The sequence below is a fragment of the Pseudomonas sp. BIGb0278 genome (assembly GCF_024809895.1).
Classification (GTDB): domain Bacteria; phylum Pseudomonadota; class Gammaproteobacteria; order Pseudomonadales; family Pseudomonadaceae; genus Aquipseudomonas; species Aquipseudomonas shirazensis.
On the sequence record NZ_JANUEL010000001.1, the window covers coordinates 466,994 to 491,467 of the forward strand.

At 63.6% G+C, this 24,474-nt stretch carries 14 protein-coding genes; 2 read left to right on the forward strand and 12 right to left on the reverse strand.

What is annotated here, in order from left to right; all coding sequences use genetic code 11:
* Window positions 1–6 precede the first annotated feature (6 nt).
* Window positions 7–3,318 carry a maltose alpha-D-glucosyltransferase gene (gene treS, locus M2396_RS02130; protein WP_101320932.1) on the forward strand — a complete coding sequence of 1,104 codons (3,312 nt, stop codon included), beginning with the start codon at window positions 7–9 and terminating at the stop codon, window positions 3,316–3,318.
* Window positions 3,319–5,532 carry a 1,4-alpha-glucan branching protein GlgB gene (glgB, locus tag M2396_RS02135; RefSeq protein ID WP_259072540.1) on the forward strand — a complete coding sequence of 738 codons (2,214 nt, stop codon included), beginning with the start codon at window positions 3,319–3,321 and terminating at the stop codon, window positions 5,530–5,532.
* Between the two features lie 48 nt (window positions 5,533–5,580).
* On the opposite strand, the gene M2396_RS02140 is transcribed toward glgB, so the two are convergent.
* From M2396_RS02140 to M2396_RS02195, 12 genes are all read right to left on the reverse strand, one after another.
* The gene (locus M2396_RS02140) at window positions 5,581–6,657 is read right to left on the reverse strand and encodes an autotransporter outer membrane beta-barrel domain-containing protein (RefSeq protein ID WP_259072541.1); all 1,077 of its coding nucleotides are present in this window, start codon (window positions 6,655–6,657) and stop codon (window positions 5,581–5,583) included.
* A 406-nt stretch (window positions 6,658–7,063) separates the two neighbouring features.
* Window positions 7,064–9,217: a glycogen debranching protein GlgX gene (gene glgX, locus M2396_RS02145; protein WP_101320926.1), complete on the reverse strand. Its 2,154-nt coding sequence runs from the start codon at window positions 9,215–9,217 to the stop codon at window positions 7,064–7,066.
* 151 nt (window positions 9,218–9,368) lie between these two features.
* Window positions 9,369–9,689, reverse strand: a complete 321-nt coding sequence (locus tag M2396_RS02150) for a DUF2934 domain-containing protein (RefSeq protein WP_101320924.1) — start codon at window positions 9,687–9,689, stop codon at window positions 9,369–9,371.
* Between the two features lie 14 nt (window positions 9,690–9,703).
* The gene (locus tag M2396_RS02155; RefSeq protein ID WP_188036329.1) at window positions 9,704–12,472 is read right to left on the reverse strand and encodes a malto-oligosyltrehalose synthase; all 2,769 of its coding nucleotides are present in this window, start codon (window positions 12,470–12,472) and stop codon (window positions 9,704–9,706) included.
* Window positions 12,469–14,538 (reverse strand): 4-alpha-glucanotransferase, encoded by a 2,070-nt coding sequence (gene malQ / locus M2396_RS02160; RefSeq protein ID WP_259072542.1) that lies wholly within the window; start codon window positions 14,536–14,538, stop codon window positions 12,469–12,471. The genes M2396_RS02155 and malQ overlap by 4 nt, the downstream gene beginning before the upstream one ends.
* Window positions 14,535–16,277, reverse strand: a complete 1,743-nt coding sequence (gene treZ, locus M2396_RS02165) for a malto-oligosyltrehalose trehalohydrolase (RefSeq protein WP_259072543.1) — start codon at window positions 16,275–16,277, stop codon at window positions 14,535–14,537. The genes malQ and treZ overlap by 4 nt, the downstream gene beginning before the upstream one ends.
* A 14-nt stretch (window positions 16,278–16,291) precedes the next feature.
* Window positions 16,292–17,851, reverse strand: coding sequence for a glycogen synthase GlgA (gene glgA, locus M2396_RS02170; protein ID WP_103437910.1), 1,560 nt, complete (start codon window positions 17,849–17,851; stop codon window positions 16,292–16,294).
* Window positions 17,852–18,350: 499 nt separating this feature from the next.
* A complete protein-coding gene (locus M2396_RS02175; RefSeq protein ID WP_188036326.1) occupies window positions 18,351–19,184 on the reverse strand; it encodes an alpha/beta hydrolase in 834 nt (277 codons plus the stop codon).
* Window positions 19,185–19,195: 11 nt separating this feature from the next.
* Window positions 19,196–21,517, reverse strand: a complete 2,322-nt coding sequence (locus M2396_RS02180; protein WP_259072544.1) for a TonB-dependent siderophore receptor — start codon at window positions 21,515–21,517, stop codon at window positions 19,196–19,198.
* 826 nt (window positions 21,518–22,343) lie between these two features.
* Window positions 22,344–23,270 (reverse strand): DUF4880 domain-containing protein, encoded by a 927-nt coding sequence (locus M2396_RS02185; protein ID WP_259072545.1) that lies wholly within the window; start codon window positions 23,268–23,270, stop codon window positions 22,344–22,346.
* Window positions 23,267–23,785: a sigma-70 family RNA polymerase sigma factor gene (locus tag M2396_RS02190; RefSeq protein WP_259072546.1), complete on the reverse strand. Its 519-nt coding sequence runs from the start codon at window positions 23,783–23,785 to the stop codon at window positions 23,267–23,269. Before M2396_RS02190 ends, M2396_RS02185 begins: the two co-directional genes overlap by 4 nt.
* Window positions 23,786–23,930: 145 nt before the next feature.
* Complete coding sequence (locus M2396_RS02195) at window positions 23,931–24,386, reverse strand: DUF4440 domain-containing protein (protein WP_101320905.1); 456 nt, start codon at window positions 24,384–24,386, stop codon at window positions 23,931–23,933.
* Between the last annotated feature and the right edge of the window lie 88 nt (window positions 24,387–24,474).

Here is a 24,474-nt window from a genome sequence, read left to right on the forward strand (position 1 = left end):
TCGCACATGGCCAAGCGTTCACGCCCGGCAGCTTTTATCGACGACCCGCTCTGGTACAAGGATGCGGTGATCTATCAGCTGCACATCAAGTCGTTTTTCGACGCCAACAATGATGGCATCGGTGATTTTGCCGGGCTGATCAGCAAGCTCGATTACATCGCCGAGCTGGGCGTCAACACGCTGTGGCTGCTGCCGTTCTACCCGTCGCCGCGGCGTGATGACGGCTATGACATTGCCGAATACAAGGCGGTGCACCCGGACTACGGCAGCATGGCCGATGCCAAGCGCTTCATCGCCGAGGCGCACAAGCGCGGCTTGCGGGTGATCACCGAGCTGGTCATTAACCACACCTCCGACCAGCACCCGTGGTTCCAGCGCGCGCGCCATGCCAAGCGTGGCAGCAAGGCGCGGGACTTCTACGTGTGGTCGGATGACGACCAGAAGTACGACGGCACGCGGATCATCTTCCTCGATACCGAGAAGTCCAACTGGACCTGGGACCCGGTTGCCGGGCAGTACTTCTGGCACCGCTTCTACTCGCACCAGCCAGACCTCAACTTCGACAACCCGCAGGTGCTCAAGGCCGTTATCGATGTAATGCGCTACTGGCTCGACATCGGCGTCGACGGCCTGCGCCTGGACGCGATCCCGTATCTGATCGAACGCGATGGCACCAATAACGAGAACCTGGCTGAAACCCATGTAGTGCTGAAAGCCATCCGTGCCGAGATCGACGCCAACTACCCGGACCGCATGCTCTTGGCCGAGGCCAACCAATGGCCGGAAGACACCCGGCCGTACTTTGGCGAGGGCACTGGCGACGAGTGCCACATGGCGTTCCACTTCCCGCTGATGCCGCGCATGTACATGGCCCTGGCCATGGAAGACCGCTTCCCGATCACCGACATCCTGCGCCAGACGCCCGAGATCCCGGCGGACTGCCAGTGGGCGATCTTCCTGCGTAACCACGATGAGCTGACCCTGGAGATGGTCACTGACCGTGAGCGCGATTACCTATGGAATTACTACGCTGAAGATCGCCGCGCCCGGATCAATCTCGGCATCCGCCGGCGCCTGGCGCCGCTGCTGCAGCGTGACCGCCGGCGCATCGAACTGCTGACCAGCCTGCTGCTGTCGATGCCCGGTACGCCGACCCTGTACTACGGCGATGAGCTGGGCATGGGCGACAACATCTACCTGGGCGACCGCGATGGCGTACGCACGCCGATGCAGTGGTCGCCGGACCGCAACGGTGGTTTCTCTCGCGCCGACCCGCAGCGGCTGGTGCTGCCACCGGTGATGGATCCGCTCTACGGCTACCAGACGGTCAACGTCGAGGCCCAGGCCCACGACCCGCATTCGCTGCTCAACTGGAACCGGCGCATGCTCGCCGTGCGCAAGCAGCAAAAGGCTTTCGGACGCGGCAGCATGAAGACCCTGACGCCGAGCAACCGGCGCATTCTGGCTTACATCCGCGAGTACACCGATGCCAACGGCAACAGCGAAACCATTCTCTGCGTGGCCAACGTGTCTCGCGCCGCGCAGGCGGCCGAGCTCGACCTGTCACAGTACGTCGATAGGGTGCCAGTGGAGATGCTCGGCGGCAGTGCCTTCCCGCCGATAGGCCAGTTGCCGTTCCTGTTGACCTTGGCGCCTTACGGCTTCTACTGGTTCGTCCTCGCCTCGCGCGAGCGCATGCCCAGCTGGCATGCCGAACCTGCAGAAAGCCTCCCTGAACTGACCACATTGGTGCTGCGTAAACGTATGGAAGAGCTACTTGATGCCCCCGCACGAGACGCCCTGGAAACTTCGGTACTGCCGCAATACCTGCCCAAGCGGCGCTGGTTTGCCGGCAAGGAAGCACCGATTGACCAGGTTCGGTTGAGCTACGGCGTCCGCCTGGCTACGGCCACCACGCCGGTGTTGCTGGCCGAGCTGGAAGTGCTCAGCAATGGCGTGACCACCCATTATCAATTGCCATTCGGCCTGCTGCCTGAAGACCAGATCCACAGCGCGCTGCCGCAGCAACTGGCCTTGTCGCGCGTGCGTCGGGGCAGTCAGGTGGGTCTCATCACCGACGCCTTCGTGCTCGAGCCGTTCATTCGTGCGGTGCTGCGTAACTGCCAGGACGGCACCGTATTGCCTTATGAGCATGGCGAGTTGCGCTTCCAGGCGACTGACCTGCTGGCGCCGCTTGGGCTGGATGAAGACAGCCCGGTGCGCTACCTGAGTGCCGAGCAGTCGAACAGCTCGGTAGTGATCGGCGATTGCGTAGTGCTCAAGCTGATCCGCCGGGTCAATCCGGGTATTCACCCCGAGCTGGAAATGAGCGCCTACCTGACCGCTGGCGGCTTTGCCAATATCTCGCCGCTGCTGGCGTGGGTCAGCCGAGTGGATGCGCAGAAAGAGCCAAATCTATTGATGATCGCCCAGGGCTACCTGAGCAACCAGGGCGATGCCTGGGCCTGGACCCAGAACACTCTGGAGCGCGCGATCCGCGATGAAATGGAGCCCACCCGTACCGACGCTGAAGCGCACACCGATGCCCTGACCGAGCTCAACGGCTTTGCTGCACTGTTCGGTCAGCGTCTGGGTGAAATGCACCTGCTGCTGGCCACGCCGACCGAGGACGAGGCGTTCGCGCCACGCGCCAGCAGCGCCGACGACAGCGCCCGCTGGGGCGAGCAGATCAGCGCCGAACTGACCCACGCGCTGGACCTGCTGGCGCAGCACCGCGATAGCCTCGACAGCGAAAGCCAGGCCTTGGTCGACGACCTGCAGCAACAGCGCGACGGCCTTGCCAAGCGCGTCGAGGAGCTGGCTCAACAGGCCCAGGGTGGCTTGCTCATGCGCGTGCATGGTGACCTGCATCTGGGCCAGGTGCTGGTGGTGCAGGGCGACGCTTACCTGATCGACTTCGAGGGCGAGCCGGCCCGGCCGCTGCAGGAGCGCCGCGCCAAGCACAGCCCGTACAAAGATGTCAGCGGCGTGCTGCGCTCGTTCGACTATGCTGCTGCGATGATTCTGCGCAGCGACTCGGCAGTAGACCTGTCCGACGCCGCGCGGCAGGCCCGGCAGCGGGTTGCCCGGCAGTACCTGCACCAGTCGCGTCACGCTTTCGTCGAAGCCTATGGCCTGGCCACTGCCGCCATGCCCCACGCCTGGGAGCAGGCCGATGGCGAGCGCGCGGCACTGGAGCTGTTCTGCCTGGAAAAGGCTGCTTACGAAATTACTTATGAAGCCGAAAACCGGCCAAGCTGGCTGGCCGTGCCTTTGCATGGTCTGCATGGACTGATCAGTACCTGGGGAGAGTCATAAATGAACGCAATCAAGCGTGACAACGGCGGCCTTCGGCAACGGGACATCGACGCCCTGGCCCGCGCCGAGCACGCCGATCCATTTGCCGTGCTCGGCCCGCACCCGGACGGTGCGGGCGGCCAGTTCGTGCGTGCTTTTTTACCCGCCGCGCTGAGCGCCAAAGTCATTTCGCGCAGCGATGGCAGCGTGCTTGCCGAGATGCAACAGGGCAGCTTGCCCGGCCTGTTCAGCGCCCACATGGCGCAGCCGCAGGACTACCAACTGGCAATCAACTGGGCCGGTGGTGAACAGGTCACCGAAGACCCGTACAGCTTCGGCCCGCAGCTGGGCGACATCGACATGCACCTGTTTGCCGAAGGCAATCACCGTGACCTGGCCGGGCGTTTTGGCGCCCAGCCAATGCAGGTCGACGGCGTCGACGGCGTGCTGTTCTCGGTGTGGGCGCCGAACGCCAAGCGGGTCTCGGTCGTCGGCCATTTCAACAACTGGGACGGCCGCCGCCACCCGATGCGCCTGCGCCATGGCGCCGGGGTCTGGGAGTTGTTTGTGCCGCGCCTGGGCGTTGGCGAAACCTACAAGTTCGAAGTGCTCGGCCAGGATGGTGTACTGCCGCTCAAGGCCGACCCGTTGGCACGCGCCACCGAGCTGCCGCCCAGCACTGCCTCGAAAGTGGCCGGCCCGTTGGGCCACGAATGGCGCGACCAGGACTGGATGGAGCAACGCGCCCAGCGCCATGCCTACAACGCGCCGCTGTCGATCTACGAGCTGCACGTGGGCTCGTGGCAGTGCGAGCTGAATGACAGCGGTGAAGTAGCCCGACTGTATAACTGGCGTGAGCTGGCCGAGCGCCTGGTGCCCTATGTGCAGGAGCTGGGTTTCACCCACATCGAGATGCTGCCGATCATGGAACACCCGTTCGGGGGCTCGTGGGGATACCAGCCGCTGTCGATGTTCGCACCGACGTCGCGCTACGGCACTTCCGAAGATTTTGCCGCCTTCATCGACGCCTGCCACCAGGGCGGCATCGGCGTGATTCTCGACTGGGTGCCGGCGCATTTCCCGACCGATGAGCACGGCCTGGCGCGCTTTGACGGGACTGCGTTGTATGAGTACGAAAACCCACTGGAGGGCTTCCATCAGGACTGGAACACGCTGATCTACAACCTCGGCCGCAACGAGGTGCGCGGGTTCATGATGGCCTCGGCGCTGCACTGGCTGAAGCACTTCCATATCGACGGCCTGCGCGTCGATGCCGTGGCCTCGATGCTCTATCGCGACTATTCGCGCAAGGCCGGCGAGTGGGTGCCCAACCGCCATGGCGGCCGCGAGAACCTGGAGGCCATCGACTTCCTGCGTCACCTCAACGGTGTGGTTGCCCATGAGGCGCCCGGGGCCTTGGTTATCGCCGAGGAATCCACCTCCTGGCCCGGCGTCAGCCAACCGACCCAGCAGGGTGGCCTGGGCTTTGACTACAAGTGGAACATGGGCTGGATGCACGACACCCTGCATTACATCCAGAACGACCCGGTACACCGCAATCACCACCACAACGAGATGAGCTTCGGCCTGATCTATGCCTACTCCGAGCATTTCATCCTGCCGATTTCCCACGACGAAGTGGTGCATGGCAAGCATTCGCTGATCGACAAGATGCCCGGTGACCGCTGGCAGAAGTTTGCCAACCTGCGCGCCTACCTGGCATTCATGTGGATGCACCCAGGCAAGAAGCTGCTGTTCATGGGCTGTGAGTTTGGCCAGTGGCGTGAGTGGAACCACGACCAGCAGCTGGACTGGTACCTGCTGCAGTACTCCGAGCACCAGGGCGTCAAACAGCTGGTTGGCGACCTCAACCGCCTGTACCGCGAACTGCCGGCGCTGCACGAGCAGGATTGCCAGCCGCAGGGCTTCCAGTGGCTGATCGGTGACGACGCGCAGAACAGTGTATTTGCCTGGTTACGCTGGAGCAGCAGCGGCGAGCCATTGCTGGTTGTGGCCAACTTCACCCCAGTGCCGCGTGAGGGCTACCGGGTTGGCGTGCCGTTTGCCGAGCACTGGCAAGAGCTGCTCAACACCGACGCACAGGAGTATGCCGGCTCCAACGTCGGCAATCTGGGCGCCGTAGCGACTGAGGCGCTGCCGGCTCATGGGCAGCCGCTGTCGTTGGCGCTGAACCTGCCGCCCCTGGGCGTATTGGTGCTTAAGCCAGCCAACTGAATCCAGTCCGGGCAAGCCGCAGCCTCGCTGCAGCTTGCCCGGATCGGTTCACCAGCGCATCTTCACACCCAGGCTGCCAATCAGCCCATTCAGGTCATTGTCGTCGACGTCGCTGCTGTAGTCGGCGCTGACGAACAGCGCCACATCCGGCGTCATCCGCGCCACCAGCCCCAGGCCAAGTTCGACCGTAGTCGACTTGCGCGAGCTGGAAATCTTGTCGACCTGATCCAGCTGCACGCCATCGGCATTGCTGAAGTCGTACCAGACGTTTGTCCGCAGGTAGGGTTCGACCGGCGTTCCGCGTACATCATAGCGGGCCGACAGTTTGGCCCCGACGCGGCCGCTCCAGTTCGGCTGGCTGTCGAACGCCTGCAACGTCGCCTCCTGCGCCTGGCTACCGGGGAAGAACTGCTGATTGATCAACTGCGCCTGCGGCTCGATCACCCAGCCACCACCCAGACCAATAGGCAAACCGCCCTCGACCGAGAAGGTCATGGCGTGACCGCTGTCGTCCAAGCGCTGGCCGCTGTCGCTGCGGCCGCTGACGTCGATGCGCGTGCCCATGGCCACGGCATCCAGGTGCCAGCCCTTGTCATTGCTCATGCTCCAGTACACGCCCAGGCTTTCGCCGCTGAGGCTGACTGCATTGCGCTGCTTGTCGCCAAGCAGCGGGCGTATGCCGTTGAACGAGCTCTGCAGGTTGTTCTGGCCGACGAAGATGCCGGCGCGGTGCAGGTTGCCGGCGGATGATTCGCGCACCAGCAGGTCAGGGCCGACGATCAACTGCTGACTGCGGGCTTCGAGCTGATTTTGCGTTGGGACGCTGCTGCGCGGCAGGCCGGGAAAAAGCTGCGCCCATTGGTTGCCGTCCACGTCAGGCCGGGGCCGCTGCTGACGCTCGCTCAGCCGTTCTGAGAGGGCGCTCAGGGTATTGATGTTCAAGCCGCTGGCGCTGACCGGATCAAGCGCAAACTGCGCCGCAGCCGGTTGCTGCCAGAGGCTGGCGAAGGGTTCGTCGTCCTGCTGATCGAAAGCAAAAGTTTCCACCGGGGTTGCCAGAAGCAGCGACGTGGAAACCGCGTAGAAAACATGCTCCATCCGTGATGGATGCGCTGTCTTGTTCATGGCGGTTCTCCTCTGTTGTCATTGAATACAGCCAAGGGACCTGGCCTGTTGTCACGGGCTGTACGGCACACATCAGAGGGCGACCCAAACCAGCACGCAGGGCGTGTTCAACGCGCACGAAGGCGCGCGCCAGAGCGCCCGGCGCGAAATTTTTACTTCAGTTGGTAAGTTCAGCTAAGGAGACCGCAGCCCTTGCGTCAAGAATCTGTGAAGGGCGTGTCGATGAACTGTAAATGGAGGTAAAGGATTGGAATCGTTGAACAATTCAAGGCGCATAGCGAGGATCGCTATTTGCCCTGAATTGGCTATGCCGAAACATTGCTAGCGGCGTGTGACTTTTCGGTGTGTGACCTGCACCTCTGCAGCGATACAGCGCTGCAGAGGTGCATCAGTCATCAGCCCGCACTCAGTCGTCGTCATGCTCCAGCACCATCAGCAGGAACGAACGGCCGGTCACCTCGAAGGTGGTGCCGAACTCCAGCCGCTCAGCCTTGCGCAGCTCAGGTCGGTCGGTGTCGATCAGGCAGTTCCAGTGCTCGCCCTGTGGCACCGAAGGCAGCAGGAACGGCACCGTGTCGTGGTGCGAGTTGACGATCAGCAACACGGTGGCCTCCGAGCCTGGGCGGGCGATGCCGCTGACCTGCGCACGGCCATCGATGAGCATGCCCAGGCAACGCCCGTGCGGATCTTCCCACTGCTCGACGCTCATCTCGTTGCCATCCGGCGCCAGCCAGGTGACATCCTTGACGCCGATCGCTTCGTTGTAATCGCCGACCAGGAAGCGCGAGCGACGCAGCACCGGGTACTTCAGGCGCAGGCGGGTGAGGCGTTTGACGAAGGCCAGCAGTTCGCTGCCTTCTTCGTCCAGGTCCCAGTTGATCCAGCCGATCTCGCTGTCCTGGCAATAGGCGTTATTGTTGCCGTGCTGGGTGCGGCTGAACTCGTCACCGGCAACGATCATAGGCGTGCCTTGGGCAAGCAGCAGGGTAGAGAAGAAGTTGCGCATCTGGCGCATGCGCAGGGCGGCGATCTCGGGATCTTCGGTCGGGCCTTCGGCACCGCAGTTCCACGACATGTTGTTGCTGGTGCCGTCCTGGTTGTTCTCGTCGTTGTCTTCGTTGTGCTTGTCGTTGTACGAGACCAGGTCACGCAGGGTGAAACCGTCGTGGGCGGTGATGAAGTTGACCGAAGAATACGGGCGCCGGCCGCGGTTGTTGAACATGTCGCCGGAGGCAGTCATGCGCGCGGCAAAGTCGGCCAGCTGGCCTTCGTCGCCTTTCCAGAAACTGCGCACCGTGTCGCGGAAGCGGTCGTTCCACTCGGCCCAGCCCGGCGCAAAGTTGCCGACCTGGTAACCGCCTGGGCCGCAGTCCCACGGCTCGGCGATCAGCTTGACCTGGCTCAGCAGCGGGTCCTGGCGGCAGGCTACGAGGAAGCTGTGGCGCTCGTTGTAGCCATCATGGTAACGGCCGAGGATGGTCGCCAGGTCGAAGCGGAAGCCGTCCACGCGCATCTCGCCGGCCCAGTAACGCAGCGAGTCGGTGACCAGTTGCAGCACGCACGGGTGGCTCAGGTCGAGGGTGTTGCCGGTGCCGGAGTCGTTGATGTAGTAGCGCTTGTCATCCGGCATCAGGCGGTAGTACGAGGCATTGTCGATACCGCGCATCGACAGCGTCGGGCCTTGCTCGTTGCCTTCGGCGGTGTGGTTGTAGACCACATCGAGGATCACTTCGAGGTCGGCGTTGTGCAGGTGCGCAACCATCTCCTTGAACTCGGCGATCTTGCCGCTGGCCAGGTATGCCGGGTGCGGCGCGAAGAAGGCGATGCTGTTGTAGCCCCAGTAGTTGCTCAGGTCTTTTTCCAGCAGGTGCTGGTCGTTGACGAAGGCGTGGATCGGCAGCAGCTCGATCGACGAAACGCCCAGATCCTTGATGTGTTTGAGCAGATCATCGTTGGCCAGGCCGGCGAAGGTGCCGCGCAGCTCTTCCGGCACCGAAGGGTGGCGCATGCTGATGCCACGAGTGTGGGCTTCGTAGATGATGGTCTGATCCCACGGCACCTGCACCCGGTGGTCGCGGCCCCAGGTAAAGGCCGGGTCGATGACCTTGCACTTGGGCACGAACGGGGCGCTGTCACGCTCGTCGAACGACAGGTCGCCATCGGGATGGCCGATGGTGTAGCCGAACAGCGCTTCGGACCACTTCAGGGTGCCGACCAGCTGTTTGGCGTAGGGGTCGATCAACAGCTTGTTAGGGTTGAAACGATGACCGTTCTGCGGCTCGTACGGGCCGTACACACGGTAGCCGTAAACCAGCCCCGGGTGGGCGTCTGGCAGGTAGCCGTGATAGATCTCGTCGGTGTATTCAGGCAGCTCGATACGCTCGAGCTCGTGCTCACCGCTGGAATCGAAGATGCACAGTTCAACCTTGGTGGCGTTGGCCGAGAACAAGGCGAAGTTGACGCCTAGGCCGTCCCAGGTAGCACCGAGGGGGAAGGGCATGCCCTCGCGAATGCGCGAGGGAGCAACGGAGCGGGTTTTCTTTTGGGCACGGGGGCTCATGGCAGACCTCGATGGCAAGGGGAATGGGTGGGCAAAGGTGTTCGTACGGCGGGTAGCTCATGCCAGCCCCGGCGCCGCTGCAAACTTGCTTTGCAGGACGGCGCCGGGGTGCTGGAGGCGTTGAGCTCAACCGCTACGTAATTGTTGCGTTTCAGCTGCCGGCAGGTTTCTTCGCAGTGCGAGGCTTCTTCGCGGCGGCTGGTTTTTCTGCTGCGCTGGCGGCAGGTTTGGCCTGTGCTGCTTTGCTCTGGGCGGCGCTGGGCTTTGGCTGCGCGGCAGCTTTGGGCTCGGCAGCGGCCTTGGGCTTGGCTGCAGGTTTTTTACGGGGCTCGGCCTGGGGCGAGCTGGCTTCCGCTTCGACGAGCTTGCGGGCCATTTCCCAATGGCGTTCCTCATGACCCTCTGGCTTGCCTTCGGACTCCCAGATTTCGTAGGCAAACTGGCGGATACGCTTTTCGTTGGCACTCATCATGACGCTCCTGATACTCAAGATTGTTGTATCAACAGATTGACCGGGCATTGCGCCAATACCTCGCGCAAATTCAGCGCTCTAGTAGGGCTGACCGCGCGGCTGGCAAAAAGTCCAGTCCAATGTGCAGTGGACTCGGCAAACGGCAGAATCAGCTGTGTGTTGCCCCAGTTCTGCGCTGGGATCAACGGTGTGCTGGCAGTGCCCAGCAAGCTGCTAGCCAGGCGCGGCACCACCACGATGGCGCGCTCGCCCGCGGCAACACGGGCAAACGCGAGGACCTTGTCGGCATGTTCGCCCTGTACCTCCAGCGGCAGGTAGTCACCACGGCGGAACAGCTGCGGGTGCGCCATGCGCAGGTCCAGCACCTCGGCGATCAGCGCCTGTTTGATGCGCCCATCGCGCCATTGCCCAAGCAGCTCGGCCAGTGGCGTGCTGGCATCCAGCGTGGCCCGTCTCAGAGCGTAGTCGACCGGGCGCCGGTTGTCCGGGTCAACCAGGCTGAAGTCCCAGTACTCGTTGCCTTGGTACAAGTCTGGCACGCCCGGAGAGGTCATCCGCAGCAGGGTCTGGACCAGGCCGTTGAGTGCGCCTGGGCAGGCCAGCGCCTGTGCAGCTTCGGCCAGCGAGTTGCGCAGTTGCTGGTGATCACGCTCCAGCAATAGGCCATCGACAAACGCCGCCGAGGCGGCCTCGTAAGCCTCGTTTGGAGCACTCCAGGCGCTGCGCAGTTTGGCTTCGCGCAGGGCTTTTTGCTGCCACTGGCGGATGCGCTCGGCGTATTGCTCCAACGCGCTCTGATCGTTCAGGTCAAGGTGCAGCGGCCAGCTGCCGAGCAGGGTCTGATAAAGCATCAGCTCGTCGCCCGGGCTCGGTGCCGGGCCATCGTCCAGCGCCTCGCGCAGCGGCTCGGCCAATTCGCGCCAATGCTCGACACGGCCCGCCAGCCATGGCCCGCGTTCGCTGAGTACGGCCAGCCGAGCACGGCAATCTTCTCCGCGTTTGTGGTCGTGGGTGGCGGTGGCCAGCAGGTTGTCCGGGAAGTCACGCAAGCGCCGCTGCGCTTCTTCATGGAACGCCTCGGGCGGTGCGCTGAAACGCTCGGCTTCAAAGCCAACGTCATTGCGCGACAACAACCGCGCCGAGCGATAGAAGGCCGTGTCCTCGACCGCTTTGGCGGCGCTGGGCGCGGTCAGTTGCTGGAAGCGCACGCAGGCATGACGCAGCTGCTTGCGCGCGCGGCCCGGTGGCAGGCTGCGCCAGCGCTGGCCGCCGAGCCACTGCTCGAGCTGGGTCAGCAGCGGCCAGTCGGCTTCAGCGAGGGTCTGCCGGGCAGCGAGCAAGGCCTGCTGGAAGAACACTTCGTCTTCGGCAGGACGGCCGAGGGCGTTGATGTAGGTGCGGTACACCGAGTAATGCTCGACCAGCGCCTGCAAGGCGCGGCGAATCGCACCCAGGGTCAGGTCGCGGGTCATCAGGTCGTCGCGGGCCACTTGCAACAAGGCCTGCGCCACCGATTCGCAGTCGCCGGCCAGGCTCGCGTTGAGCACCAGTCTGCGCGCCTGGCGGACTTCTTCCTCGAACTCGGGGCGTTCGCTGACTTCGCGCCAAAGCTCGGTCAACGGCGCCTCACCGGCCGGGTCGTGCTGCACCAGCGACACCTGGTTCATGAACTCGTAACCGGTGGTGCCGTCGGTCAACCAGTCCTGATGCAGGTGCTCGTCGACGCCGAGGATTTTCTCGACGTAGATCGGGAAGTGCTCCACGGCGGCTTCAACTGGCCGGGCGGCGAGCAGGCTGTCGACCCGTCGGCGCAGTTTGCGGCAGTAACCACGAGGGTCGGCCAGGCCATCGATATGGTCGATGCGCAGGCCATCGACCAGGCCGCGTTCGATCAGCTCAAACAGCTTCGCATGAGTCGCCTCGAACACCACCGAACGCTCAACGCGCAGGCCGCCCAGTTCATTGATGTCGAAGAAGCGCCGCCAGTTGATGTCGTCGGCAGCGGTGCGCCAGCTGGCCAGGCGATAGCTCTGCCGTTCGAGCAGCTCGTGCAGGCGATGGAAGCCTTGCTCACTGCTGCTGTCGAAGGCGGCCAAGGCTGGCTCCAGCGAGGTGCCGGCGTTGACCCGGCGGGCCAGTTCGGCGTGCAGCGCCTGGGCGTCGATCAGCGGCTGCGCCGAACCGCGCAGGGCAGTGAAGTGCTGGGCCAGGTCTTGCAGCTGTGGACTGTGGCTGAGGATCTGACCGTAATCGGCCGGGCAGATCGGGAAGCGGTGATCGTAATGAGCAACCTCGAGCACGCCGGTCGTGGCATCGAAGGTCAGCGGCAGTTCGCCGTTCTGCAGGGCCTGGCCATAATCGCTGCCGAGAAACGGCAGCAGCAGTTGACCGGCCAGCAGTGGGTCGGCGGAGTGCCACTGGATGTCGAAGAATTCGGCGTAGGGGCTGCGTCGACCCCAGGCCAGCAGGCTCTGCCACCAGGGATTGTCGGCGCCACCGACGGCCATGTGGTTGGACACGGTGTCGAGAATGAAGCCCATGCCGTGCTGGCGCAGGGCGGCAATCAGGCGCAGCAAAGCTGCCTCGCCACCCAGCTCCGGGTTGATCTGGGTCGGGTCGACCACGTCATAGCCATGACGTGACCCGGCGCGGGCCTTGAGGATCGGCGAGGCGTACACATGGCTGATGCCCAGGCGGGCAAAATACGGCACCAGCGGCACTGCATCGTCAAGGGTGAAGTCGCTGTGCAATTGCAGGCGCACAGTGGCGGTCAAGGCTTTCATCGGTCACGCTCCCAAGCTTGCTCGCGGGCTTGCGCCAGCAGTTCCAAACGCCGTGCAGCGTCTTCGTCATCGAGTAATTCAGTTACAGGCTTGGCAAAACGCCGCCGCCAGTTGGGGTGGCCTTCGGTAGTGCCGGGCAGGTTGGGCTGCTCATCGCTGCCAAGCAGGTCTTCCAGCGGGATCAGTACCAGCGGCGCGCGGGTATGGCCGACAAAGCGGATAGCCGCGTCAATCAACTCGTCGTTACCGGGCAGCGGGCCGTAGTTGCTTTCCAGCAGGCTGCGCAGGCCGTCGCACTCTTTTTGCCGGTCGTGACGCCAGTGCAGCTCGGCGGTGGCATCGAGCAGCTGCAGGCGATGGCTCCAGTCGATATCGCGGCTTTGCAGCCAGCCGGCGAGGGGCGCCAGGTCATGGGTGCCGGTGGTGGCCATGGCGTCGTCCGGCCAGTCCAGTACCGCCTTGAAGTGGCCGGTGGAGTGCTGCTCGAAAGGCAGTACGCGCATGCCCAGCAAGGCCTTGCTCGCCAGGGTTTCGCGCAGGCCGTCGGGCACGGTGCCAAGGTCTTCGCCAAGTATCACCGCCTCGTGCTTGACCGACTCCAGCGCCAGCAGGCGCAGCAGGTCGTCGAGCGGGAAATTCAGGTACGCGCCTTCGCTGGGTTTGGCGCCGTTGGGGATCAGCCACAGCCGGCGCAGGCCCATGACGTGATCGATGCGCAGGCCGCCGGCATGTGCCAGGTTGGCCCGCAGCATTTCGATGAAGGCGCGATAGCCGTTGCGCTTGAGGCCTTCCGGGGAGAACGCACTGATGCCCCAGTCTTGCCCGGAGCGATTGAGGATATCCGGCGGTGCGCCGACGGTCAGGCTGGCCAGCAGTTCATCCTGCCGGCTCCAGGCCTGGCTGCCGGCGCCGTCGGCACCCACGGCGAGATCGGCGATCAGGCCGATGGCCATGCCGCCGGCAACTGCCGCTTGGTGCGCGCGTTGCAGGCTGCGCTCGGTCAGCCACTGGCAGAAGGCATGGTATTCGACCCGCGACGGATGTGCGGCGGCCAGCGCTTCGACTTCAGGGTGGTGAGGGTCTTGCCAGGCCGGCGGCCAGTTACGCCAGTCGCCGCTCAGGCCCTGAGCGACGGCTTCGGCCTGCAGCAGCTCAAAACGGCAGTGCAGCGTGAGCGGCTCGCCGGCGGCGGCGCAGAAACTGTCAAAGTCCTCACGTAGCGGATGATTGCCCTGATTGAAGTCTTTGTAGAGGGCTTCCAGTACGCGCTGTTGCGCGTCGGCGGCCACCGGCCAGTTGACCAGCGGCTCCTGCTCCAGTGCATCGAGGGTTGGCTGCAACAGGCAGGTTTCCACAGCTAGGCGCACCGCACGCTCACCGAGCACCGTGGCGGGGCTGGCGTAGAGGCTGTTGAGCTGCAGCCGGCTGGAAGGCGAGTAGGGGCTGAAATGCTGCTGATCGGCCAGGCTCAAGGCATGGATGGGGCTGATCGCGATGGCGTCGGCACCGCGCTCGGCAGCGCTGCGGGCGAGTTGCTCCAAGGCCATGCAATCGCCGTAACCGCCGCCACCTTCCCGGCGCAGGCTGTACAACTGAGCGGCCAGGCCCCATAGCCGCGCAGGCGGCTCGTCAACGGCTTGTTCAAGGCTGTAACAGCGCGGCGGGCAAACCGCCACGGTGAACTCGCGCTGCTCGATCTGCAGTTGATGGTAACCAAGTGGCAGGGTGCCCGGCAGCCGCGCCTGCTCGTCCAGTTGCAGCTCGAGCGGGTCACCGTTTTCCAGCACGCACTGCACAGCGCTGCCCGCCGGGAAGTAATGCACCAGCGACAGCGTCTGGTCGACCTCGCAGGTCAACAGCGGCGGCAGGTGCTCGCCGTCTTCGGCGTGTTCCAGATCACGCAGGCTGGCAGTGCTCGCGGCATCATCGTCAGCAGGGTGGCCGAGGCCGGCCAGGACCTGGCGCAGGACCTCGTCACTGACCTGTTGCGGGCGGTTGTTGGCGTCTATCCAGTCTCGGGCCAGGCCGGCCCGAGCGGCCAATTGGTGCAGGGGCGAGTCGCTCATGAAGGTTCCAGGCCAGAAGGGATCAGGCTGACCACGCAACTGTGCGCGGTCAGGGAAGTGTCAGGGTGGGCATCGGCGCCGGTGTCGAACAGGCGCCAGCGGGCGGTGGGCAGGTTGGCGTTGACGGCAGTGCCGCCCAGATTGAGGTCGATGCGCAGCTCGCTGCCGTTGCCCAACTGCCAGCGCGCACTGACGGCCTTGTCGCCGAGCACTTCGCAGCCCAGTGCGCGGGTGCCGGGCAAATGCGGGACGATATGCCGAGCGCGCAGTTGCAGCAGTTGCTGATATAAGCCGTGCCAGCCGGCCAGTACTTGCTGGCCATCAAGCCGTGAGGCGTTGAAGGTCGCGGCGGCGTTCGGGTCGGGGATCTTGGCGCGGGTATCGGGGTTGACAAATGCGGCGAAGTGGGCAAACTCGCCGCGGCGCCCCTCACGTACTGCATCGGCCAGTTCGTCATGGAAGTCGGTGAAGAACACGAACGGCTGGCAGCTGCCTTCTTCATCGCCCATGAACAGCAACGGGATCATCGGCGACAGCAGCAACAGCCCGGTTGCGGCACGCAGCGCCTGCGGCGGACAGAGGCGTGTCAGGCGCTCGCCCATGGCGCGGTTGCCGATCTGGTCGTGGTTCTGCAAAAACAGCACGAACGAGGTCGGCGGCAGATGCCCGCTGGGTTCACCACGCGGGGTGCCGTGGCGAGTGTTCTGCCCCTGGAACACGAACCCCTCGCTCAGGCAGCGAGCGAGCTTTTCAACTGGACGGTCCTTGTAGTCTTCGTAATACCCTTCCACTTCGTCGGTCAGCAGCACGTGCAAGGCGTTGTGGCCATCATCGTTCCACTGCGCGTCGAAGCCCTGTTCGAGCAGGTCGGCCTGATTGTGCTCGTTTTCCAGTACCAGCCAGACCTGTCGGCCCGGTTCTACTGCGGCACGCACCCGGGCGGCCAGCTCGACCAGGAAATCCGGTTGGTCTATAGCATGCACTGCATCCAGGCGCAGGCCGTCAATGCGATAGTCGCACAGCCACATAAGAGCGTTCTGGATAAAGTACTCGCGCACCTCGGGCTTGCGAAAATCAATCGCGGCGCCCCATGGCGTCTGCCGGTCTTCACGGAAGAACGGGTCAGCGTAGGCGTGCAGGTAGTTGCCGTCCGGGCCGAAGTGGTTGTAGACCACATCGACCATCACCATCAGGCCGTGGCCATGGGCTTTATCAACCAGTGCACATAACTGCTGCGGGCTGCCGTAAGTGTGCTGCGCAGCGAACGGCAGCACGCCGTCGTAGCCCCAATTACGCTCGCCTGGGAACTGCCCCAAGGGCATCAATTCGATGGCAGTTACGCCCAGCTCAGCCAGCCGCGGCAGTTGCCCGGCGACCCCGGCGTAGCCATCCAGCAGGCCGACGTGCACTTCCTGGATAACTGCTTCATGCCAGGGCCGGCCCTGCCACGGGTGCAGCCAGGGGTAGGCAGCAAGGTCGACCAGTTGGCTGGGGCCATGTACGCCCTCGGGCTGATAGCGCGAGGCCGGGTCGGCCACTTCCAGTTCAGCGTTGACCCGATAGCGATAACGGCTGCCGGGCGGGCAGGCGACATCGATGCTGAACCAGCCATCGCTGTCACGCTGCATATCGATTTCAGGTTGGTCTTGCAGTTGCAGGCTCACGCTGCGCGCATCCGGCGCCCAGAGGGCGAAGCGCGCGGACGTGGCGTCCAACATATGTGCGCCATGTCTGTGCATCTTCGAAGCTCCGATCAGTAATTGCTCAGCTGGACCTGTTTGACCAGATCTTCATAAAGGTGCGCATAGGGTTCGACCGCCTGACACCAGTTGAATGGTTGGGTCATCGACAGGCAGCGCATGGCATGCAGCAGGTCTTTCTTGCCATAGATATAGAAGGCGCGGCTCAGCGCCTCGCGATAGCTGTCTACGGTGGATTCGTTGAAGAGGAAACCGGTGACGCCATTGTCGATGGTGTCGGCCAAGCCGCCGGTATTGCGCGCCACCGGCAGCGAACCGAAGCGCTGGGCGTACATCTGGCTCAAGCCGCAGGGTTCGTAACGCGATGGCATCAGCAGGAAATCGCTGCCGGCGAACATGCGCCGGGCGTCGGTCTCGTTGAAGCCAATGCGCACGCCGATCCGGCCTGGGTGACGCAGGGCAAGCTCGCGCATGGCCTGTTCTTCTTCCGGCTCGCCGCGGCCGATGATCGCAATCTGGCCGCCTTGCTCGACGATGAAGTCGGCAACGGCCAAGGTCAGGTCAAGACCTTTCTGGAACACCAGGCGCGAGACCACCGCGAACAGCGGGCCGTCGGATGGCTCGAGTTCGAACAGCTCGCGGACCTGCGCGGCATTGCGCGCCTTGCCGTCCCAGTCGTTGATGCTGAAGTTGTGCACCAGGTGCTTGTCGGTCGCCGAATCCCAGCTTTCGTCGATGCCGTTGGGAATGCCGCCAAGCAAGCCCTGTTGCGCCTTGCTGGCAAGGAAACCGTCCAAGCCACACCCGAACTCGGGGGTGGTGATTTCCTTGGCGTAAGTGGCGCTGACCGTGGTGATGTGGCTGGAATAAGCCAGGCCGGCCTTGAGGAACGACAGCTTGCCGTAGAACTCCATGCCTTCCTGCTGCATGGCATGATCAGGGATCGCCAGCTCCGGGCTGCAGCCACGGTTGTACACGCCCTGATAGGCCAGGTTGTGGATGGTGAACAGAGTCGGTGTCTTCAGACCGCGCCAGTGCATGTACGCCGGTGCCAGGCCAGCCGGCCAGTCGTGGGCGTGGACCAGCTCCGGGGTCCAGTGTGCCAGGCCCTCGCCAGCAGCGATTTCTGCTGCGGCCAAGCCGAGGCGGGCGAAGCGAATATGGTTGTCCGGCCAATCGCGCCCGTTGTTGGCGCCGTAGGGCGAGCCTTCACGCTCATACAGTTCCGGGCAGATCAGCACATAGATGACCAGGCCATCGGGCAGGTCCATACGGCCGATCTTGCACGGCGGCAGAGCAGCGTGGCCGCCGAGTTCGCCAACGATATGGATCGGGTAGTCGCTGTCGACCACCTGCGGGTAGCCGGGGATCAGCACCCGTACATCGTGCAGGTGAGCCATGGCACGCGGCAGTGCGGCCGAAACGTCGCCCAGGCCGCCGGTCTTGACCAGGTCGGCGAATTCCGAAGTAACAAAGAGAACCTTGCGCTTGTTCGGGTTGTTCTGGCGCTCGGCACCAGGTGCCTTGCCTGCCGTCCCGCGCTCCATCTGCAGCGGCTCGCGGTTGTTCGGGTTGAAACTACTTGCGTGTGGCTCGACAGCGGCACTGATCATTCTTCTCTCCATCCCTAATCTGGTCGGGTGGCTGGCACCCGTCGCATTGCTTCGTGTTGGGTTCTCTCTGGTCTAAACGGTGTAGTGCTATCCATGCTCGTGATCGTGCGCGCGGGCACTGCGCAATCGGCATACTTGCCAAAGGCGGTCGATCGGTCTGGGATGGCTTGACCAGGGCTGGTTTTTACCCTCGCCTGGCCTACTTACTTGCTGACCCACCGCCTTTTTGAAAAGTTCGACTTATTTGCGTCACTTCAAGACAGAGCAAATGGCGGGCCGGAATTTGAGTGTAGGAGAGTAGGTGATAAAAAGGTGACCCGCCGGTCACTTTCGTTATGAGGCGGGCCAGACGCAAACGTTGGCGTCTGTAGCGAGGTGTAAATGGCGAAGATCTCGACCATTTACGACAGTTTCATGTCATGGATGCAATGCGCCAGCGGGGTGCGCCTTGGATCTGGCGCACCGTGTTGGTGCGCCGCTTTGGGGTGATGTCGGTCGGTCAGTAGCGACGTGTGCTCATCAGTTCGTCGAGCACGCGCGGGGCAACACGAAATGGCGCCGACATATGGTCTTCGCCTGGCTCGATCTGGAAATCACTGCGCAGGCCGTACTGCGACAGCTGCTCCAGACGCAACTGCAGCGAGCGCGCGTCCTGGATCTCCTGGGGCATCTCGCGATCACCAATCAGCAGGCTCAGGCTGCTGTGGGTAAGGTCGATCTGACCGGCATGGGCACGCTGGGTGAACGTGCGCTCGTGTTCCAGCAAATAGCGGTCCCGCCACCACAGGCTGGGGCTGATTGCCACGGCATGCTGAAACAGCGCCGGGCGGGTGAACAGGGTATACACCGCGAACATGCCACCAAACGAGTGCCCGACCAGGCTGCGTTGGTCTTGATCGACCTTGAAGCGGCTGTTGACCTCAGGCATTAGCCGCTTTTCGATGAAATCCAGAAACACGTCCTGGCCGCCCTGCGGCGGCACGTTGCGTTCGGCCGGTTGCGGCGGAGACAGGTCGAAGGCGCGGCGCTCGAAGTCCAGCGGGGTGTCACTGGGATAACCGATCGCCACCAGAATCGAGCCGCGCAAGCGCTCCTGCGCGCGCTTGGCAGCGTGGAAGGCCGGGAAGTACGCGTTGCCGTCGAGCAGGTAGATCACCGGGTAGCCACCGGTCCACGGCACATCGCCTTCCGGCAGGCTGACCATGATCCGGTACTCGCGGCCTTCGGCGCTTTTCATCGTCCATTGTTCGGTGCCGTCCAGTGTCACCGGCGCGGCGTGTGCCAGCCCGGCAAACAACAGGGCGCTCAGGTAAATCCACAGTGTGCGCGTCATCAGTGTTCTCCTTACCAGCGATAGCTGAGGCTGGTGACCAGGCTGCGTGCCTCGCCGCGATAGCAGTAACCCTGCTGGCAATTGATGTAGCGCTTGTCGAGCAGGTTGCGCGCATTGAAGCCCAGGCGCACGCCGTCCAGGTCGCCGGCAAAGTCGTAGTGCACGCCAGCGTCGACCAGGGTGTAGCCCTCGTTCTTCTGGGTGTTGGCGGCATCGCCGAAGTTGCTGCCGGTGTAGCGCGCACCCGCGCCCAGGCCGAGGCCGAACGGCAAGCGGTAGTCGAGCCACATCGAGGCCAGATGGCGTGGCACGTTCAGCGGTTGCTTGCCTTGGTTGCCGTCGTTGCTCTTGGTCACCTCGGCATCGTTGTAGCTGTAGCTGGCAGTCAGCTTGAGGCGCTCGCTCAGGTCGGATACCGCTTCCAGCTCCAGGCCCTTTGAGGTCTGCTCACCGGTGGCGATGCTGCGGGTCGGGTCGGCCAGGTCGCGGGTCAGTACGTTTTGCTGGGTCAGGTGGTACAGCGAGGCGGTGAGCAGGGTCGAGCTGCCCGGTGGTTGGTACTTCACGCCCAACTCATATTGCTCGCCTTCGGTGGCCTTGTAGGGGCTGCCATCGGGCTGGCTGCTGCTCTGTGGCAAAAACGAGGTGGCATAGCTGACGTAGGGCGCGACACCGTTGTCGAACAGGTACAGCGCGCCGATCGAGCCGGTGGTGGCCGCGTCGTCGTCCTTGCGCTTGCTGCCGGCGAGGTGATTGCTGCGGCGTACATCTACCTTGTCACGGCGCAGCCCGGCCGACAGGCGCCAGCGGTCGATCTCGATCTGGTCTTGCAGGTACAGGCCGCTGCGGTGCTCCAGGCCGTCCTCGTCGGCCCAGGCCGTGTTCGGGCGCGCAACCGGCTGATGGTAGTCTGGCGCGTAGCGATCGATCGAAGGCCCGGGGCCCATGGCGTACAGCAGGTCGGTTTCAAGCAGCGCATAGTCCCAGCCGCTGACCAGGGTGTGACGCAGGTTGCCGGTGTCGAAGCGGCTGACCAGGCGGGTGTCGGTCGACAGCGAGGTCATGTTTTCGTAGACGCCGACGGCTTGTCGATCGAGCACCGAGCCACGCTCCTGGAAGGGCTGCATGTACTGGTTGGTGGTGTCGACCTGGCCGTAGCGCAGGTTCTGCTGGAAGGTGAAGGTGTCGTTGAGGATGTGCTCGAACTCGTAACCCAGGGTCCACTGGCGCTGTTCGAGTTTGTCGAAGTATTCATCGCCCTGCCAGAAGTTGCTCAGGTGCTCGCCTTGCTGGTAGAGCATCGGTGAACCGGCGGTTTCACGCTCCTGGTATTGGGCGAGCAGGGTGAGACGGGTGTCGGGGTCGATCTGCCAGCTCAGCGAGGGCGCGATCAGGCGCACGTCGTTGTTCAGTTGCTCGATGTAGTTTTCTGCATCGCGGTAGACGCCGACCACGCGGTAGAGCAGGTCGCCTTGTTCGTCCAGGCGCCCGCCGAGGTCGAACTGGCCTTGTTGGTGGTTATAGTTGCCGGCCTGGATCTGCACTTCGTTGCGTGCGTCCAGGCTCGGGCGTTTGCTGACCCTGTTGACCATGCCGCCGGGGCTGATCTGGCCGTACAGCACCGAAGCAGGGCCTTTGACCACTTCGATGCGTTCTAGGTTGTAGGCTTCGGTCTGGTACAGCGACAGCCAGCCGCTGCCGGGTTGGCGCAGGCCGTCGAGGAAGTCGGCGGACATGGTGGTTTCGAAACCGCGCACGCTGATCATGTCAAAGCGCGGGTCCAGGCCCGAGCTGCCCACACGCACGCCGGCGGTGTAAGCGACGGCGTCTTCGACGCGGTCGACCTTGCGGTCTGCGATCTGCGCGGCGGTGACGACACTGACGCTTTGCGCGGTTTCGAGGATCGGGCGGTCGGTCTTGGTTGCGCTGCTGGCGTTGCTGGCGTAGTAGCCGCTGACCGGGGCGAAGGCGCTTTGGCTTGCGTTGGCGTCGATGTTGGTGGGATCGAGTTGCAGGCTGGTGTCGGTCGCGGTGGGCAGGATGACGTAGCCGGATTGGGTTTTGTGCGGGCTAAGGTTGGTGCCCTGGAGCAGGCGGGCGAGGGCTTCGTTGAGCGTGCCGCCTGGCTGGGTGCCTTGGGTTGTGAGGTTTTGAACGTTTTCTGGGGAGAAGGAGAGGGTGATGCCCGAGCGTTCGGCGAAGGTGCTCAGGGCTTGGGCCAGCGGGCCCGGGGGGATGGCTGGCGCGGTTTTTTCGGCGGCGCTGGCGCTGCTGGCCAAGAGGGTCAGGGCCAGGGCCAGGGCGGTGGGGAGGTTGCTGCTGTGGGGTGGCATTGGGGTGGTCCGTTGAAGGGGATATCTTTGCTAACCGGATGAGCTGGAGAAGTCCGACAGTTTTTTCTGGTGGCTTCGGTTATTTGTGGTTTGTCCTCTGTCTCTGTGGGCTTATCCGTTTGCTGTGGTGGCTGTTAGGGCCCCTTTCGCCCTTACGGCGAGTCACTTTTTTGGCAAACGCCCCAAAAAAGTAACCAAAAAAATGCTTGGCTCCACATCCGGCCCCTCCGCTGCGCTGCGGGGTTCCCTCGCTCCGGTCTTGCTCCCGGGAGGACCGCGCTGTACGGGCCATCCTGGCCCGCAGCGCTTGACGGGCATCCATGCCCGTCACCTCCCTTCGCAAGACCTGCGCTCGGCCTCCTGAGTCGCCGGTGGATCAAGAGCAAGATCAAGAGCACGCCTCGCTGCGCTGGCGCAGATCAAGGGCGGGGCCGCAAAACGGCCCCAGCTTTTGACCTTCGCTTTTGACCTTCGCTTTTGATCTGCGCCAGCGCAGCGAGGCGTGCTCTTGATCTTGATCTACCAGCGACCTCAGGAGGCCGAGCGCAGGCATTGCGAAGGGAGGTGCCGGCCATGGATGGCCGGCAAGCGCTGCGGCCCAGGATGGGCCGTACAGCGCGGTCCTCCCGGGAGCTATGCCGGAGTGAGGGGACCCCGGAGCGCAGCGCAGGGGCCGTATGTGGGAGCGAGCCCTTTTTTGGTTACTTTTTTGGGGCGTTTGCCAAAAAAGTGACTCGCCGTAAGGGCGAAAGGGGCCCGCACTGCCACAACAGAAAATGGATAAGCTCACAAAACAAGCAGCAAACCACAAACCACAAACCAAAGATCAAACCGCCACAACCCGAACCCACCACCGCGTCCGCTCCACCACCCTGACCGGCAACAACCGCTCGATATTGCCCAACAACCCCTCAGGGTCATCCAAACGAAACACCCCACTCAATCGCAGCCCGGCAATCCCCGCATCACACCCAAGCCACCCAGCCCGATACCGCCCAGCCTCGGCCAAAAACTCCCCAAGCCCCACATCACTGGCAACCAACACCCCCCGACTCCAACCAAACGGATCGATCCCCACGCCTACCAACGGCCTGACCCCTCCGCCATCTACCGCCACCCCATCCCCCGCAGCCAACTGCTGCACCCCGCCAGCCCCGCGCACCAGCACTTGTCCGCGCGCCACATGCACCTCAGTGAACCCAGCCCGCTCCCGCACCACCGCCCGCGCTCCGCGCCCTTCACAACTGGCGAAGCGGCAACCGACAACCCAGCTAGGCCCATCCAGCAACACTTCACCCGAACGCAGCAGCACCCGCCCAGCTTCGATATCCACTGCACTGTCAGTGTTCAACAGCACCTCACCACCAGCGGCCATCGGCACCCGTCGACGCTCCCCGGTAGCCGTGGCAAAGTCACTCCGCCAGCCAGGTGCGGTATGGCTCAACAGCAACGCGCCACTGCCAACCGCCAAACCCACCCCAAGCAACGACAGCATCCGCCGTCGACCCACATCTACCTCGGCCCGCCGTAACACGGCCGAGGTCTGCGCTGCATCCGGTAACCGCCCAGGGTCAAACTGACCAGCCAACTGGCCCAAGCGCAGCCAGGCCAACTCATGCCGGCCATCGCGCTGCCGCCACGCCATTAGCTGCGCCTGCAACTCGGGGTGGTGCGGCTGATCGCGCAGGCGCATCTGCCACTCGATGGCCTTGCACACGATCGCCTCCGGCAACCGCTCCGCGCTGGCGCTCACAGGGCGTCCTCGAAGCACACCCGATAGCAGTGGAGCAGGGCGCTGGCTACGTGTCGCTCGGCCGTACGGCTGGAAATACCCAACTGCTCGGCCACTTGCACGTGGGTCAGGCCGCTCAGTTGGTAAAGCAGGAATGCCTCACGCACGGCCGGCTTGAGGCCGTCGAGCATTTGCGCGATGCGCTCCAGACATTGCAGCGCCTCATGGCGGACTGCAGGGGATGGGAAACCGGCCTCTGGCTGCAGGGCCAGGGTCTCAAGGTAGGCGCGTTCCAGTGCATCGCGGCGCCAGTGATCGATCACCAGGCCGCGGGCGATGCGGGCCAGCAATGCCCGCGGGGCGCGGTCGCTGATTGGCTGGTTACGCACCAGCAAGCGCACGAACGTGTCCTGCGCCAGGTCGGCAGCCTGCTGCGAGCAGCCCAGCGAACGCCGCAGCCATGCCAGCAGCCAGCTGCGCTGGGTGCCGTAGAGAACATCAAGAGGGATGATCGAATCTGTTTCATGCAGCGACATGCGACGCCCCTGGCAGACAGGCACAGTTGAATTGAGGACCGGGCGCAAGATAAAAGCGAATGGTTCCCAATTCAACTTATTTATTGTCTGCTGCGCAGCTCTTTTGGCGCCCGCCTGCCGTGCCCAGCCAAGCCTGGTACAAGCTTCAGTCAGCAGGCAGCAGCGAGGAATGATGATGGCTGATCAGCCACTCGCTGCCGGTCCAGTCGTAGGTAAAGGTATAGCGAGCGGCCACTTGCTTGCCGGTCGCCGCAAAATCGAATGTGTACAGCCCGGCCAGTGACGCCTGGTTGCAACCGATGCTGACATGGTGACTATCGAGCCTGCCGGATGGGCGGTCAGCAAGGAAATGCTTGAAGTAGTCAACACGCTCGGCAGTGCTCAGCCGCGGCAGACTGGACACTGTGGGTAGCAACAGCGCGTCTACTGCATACAGCCTGGCCACGGCCGCGGGATCACCGCTCTGCAAGCTGGCATTCCATTGGCTGAACAGCGACAGCACGTCATCGTCGGCAACAGGCTGGCACTCTTTGGTTGCCGCGGTCGCGTATGCAGGCAGGCACAGGAAAGCTACAGATAGGTAAAGGCAGGGGCGGTTCATGCTGAAACTCCTTGGAAGCAGGCCGCCGGGTGGGCCTGCGAGGCTTCCAAGGTAGAAACAACTACGTGCGATAAATGTAGGTAAAGGG